Raw genomic sequence first — 2,225 nt, forward strand, 5'->3', positions numbered from 1 at the left:
TGTTTTTAACACTCTCATTAAACTGATGATTTTATCTATATCAAACTCCGTTTTTCTATAATCAAAAGTTCTAATACATGCTTCTTTTAATATCTTGGTATCAACCTCTTTATCTTTTAATTTATAAATTACATAAAGATCGTAGTAATCCTTACTTCTGCTATTTAAAAACCCCCTAGAGTATATTGTTTGAATTTTTTCTGCCACAATTGTTTCAATAGGATAGGCTTTAATTAAAATATCTTCTTGCCCAAAAGCACTTATATATTTGTAATCTATGGGATGTGGTGTGATAACATCACCTGTTGCAATATCAAGAGGTACAATTTGTCTTATATTCTCCATCCTACAAAGTATACTTACACGAAACCCTCCATACTGGTCATCTTCCTTGATTTTACTTATTCCATGTACTTTATAGGATATATCATCTGAATAACTTGCTTCTAGTGATTCTTGTATTGTTTTTAATACATTTTCTTCTGATAAATGCATATTTCTTAAAAGAAAATCTATATCTACTGTACTTCTTGAATCTATGCCTACTACATTAGATAAAAGAAAACCTCCTTTAAAAATAAATTTTTCATGATACTTACTCTGTGCTAATTTTTTTAATATGCTCTCCAAAAAATAATATAACATTACTGAATTAAATGGGAGTCCTGATTCTTTACTTATATTATGACAAATGACGGTTAACTTTGCTTTATTCATATACCACCTCCATAACTTCCTTTACTTTATCTTCTATTCCCATTTTTCTTGCTATTTCATATAGAGAATGTATATCCTTATCCTTATATTTAGAATAAGAACGAATGAGTTTTACATAAACTTCAGTATCCATTTTTTCTTTGTTATAAATAAAATCACAAAGTATTCTTTCATAGGAGTAAACATTCACAATGTTTCCAAACATTGTCTTTTTCTGTATAATTCCTAGATTATAAATAGATTTTTTTACATAATTGATATTAAGTGTATCTTGCTTCTCATTAAATTTATATCCATTGTATACTGTAACATCTATTCTCCATGGAATTTTATCCGTTACCCCAAGTAGAAACAAAGCTGTCTCATAGGAAAATATCGCCTTTCTATACTGATATTGAAAAAAATAGTAATCATCGTAATCACTTTCTTCAATAATATATATTCCTTTTTGAACTCTAAACAATTTTCCCTCTTTTGCTAGTCTACTTAAATATACTGTAGGTATGTTATTTTCTCTGCAATAAGCAGATGTTATAATTCCACCTGATTTTTTTAGATGTATTTCAATTTGCTTTCTATAATTCATTATATTCATCCTCTTGTTGCGTTTACACTTATATTATATAATTTTATAAGTGTGTTTGCAACAAACATTTGAATTTCTAGCCCAATTTATTTCAAAATTATCAAGAAATTTAATATCAGCGAATTCTTAATTATATAATCCATCATTTCTACTTAGCTTTCCTTATATATTAAGTTTGGGCTGTCGTTTTGTTCATCGTTTTTTATTAAAGTTCCAGAATTGTAATTGTACTTTTCTATCGTATGTTTATAAATTTATACGATAATTGAGTTTATTGTTGTCCTTAATCTACTGCTTAAATCATTGAGAAGATTAAAATTCATCTTCATCTGGAATAACTTCTGTATCTTCCTTATCTTCAAGATTATAATCCTCCCCTTCAGATTCATAATCATCTTCTAATTCATTATAATCTTGCTCATCTTCAAAACTTGCCTCTTCATTTTTCTTATAGATTTTGAAGTAATATCCTGCACCCATTACACCAACAATAATTAAACCCATAAATAAATAAAGTCCTATCCCTGATTTCTTTTCTTCCTTCTCCTCTTTCTTCGGTTTTTCCTCCACCGGTTCTTCTTTTTTTACTACTTCTTCTTTTGGCTTTGCTTCACTTTCTCCTTCAATCATATTAAGTAGGTCTTGCTCTCCTACTTCTGTTAATAACCTTACATTATCTTGATTTGATGAGTGATCCACTATTAGGTGCATAGTTTTTCCACTTTTGGTTTGAAATGTTAAAAATTGTCTTACATCTACTGGATTTTCTTTATCTTTTTCTGTGTCTCCACTTGGTGTAATATCTTTTCCATTCCTATCTACATTTTCAATTACTGAACCTCTTGCCTTATTTTCCCCAGTCGCAAGATTATTTACTGCCTTTGTATTACCACCTTTTACAAGTGGGGTTTTCTTTGGAGGA

3 protein-coding genes are annotated in these 2,225 nt (G+C 28.7%); all 3 read right to left on the reverse strand.

Features of this window, described 5'->3' with window-relative positions:
- Nucleotides 1-717 (reverse strand): nucleotidyl transferase AbiEii/AbiGii toxin family protein (locus HMPREF0072_RS07875; protein ID WP_004828982.1); only part of this gene is annotated, 717 nt, incomplete at its 3' end.
- Complete coding sequence (locus HMPREF0072_RS07880; RefSeq protein ID WP_039931273.1) at nucleotides 710-1,303, reverse strand: type IV toxin-antitoxin system AbiEi family antitoxin domain-containing protein; 594 nt, start codon at nucleotides 1,301-1,303, stop codon at nucleotides 710-712. The genes HMPREF0072_RS07875 and HMPREF0072_RS07880, both read right to left, overlap by 8 nt.
- A gap of 312 nt (nucleotides 1,304-1,615) precedes the next feature.
- A partial coding sequence (locus HMPREF0072_RS07885; protein ID WP_004828985.1) for a CD1107 family mobile element protein occupies nucleotides 1,616-2,225 on the reverse strand: 610 nt, incomplete at its 5' end.

The organism is Anaerococcus lactolyticus ATCC 51172 (genome assembly GCF_000156575.1).
Lineage (GTDB): Bacteria > Bacillota > Clostridia > Tissierellales > Peptoniphilaceae > Anaerococcus > Anaerococcus lactolyticus.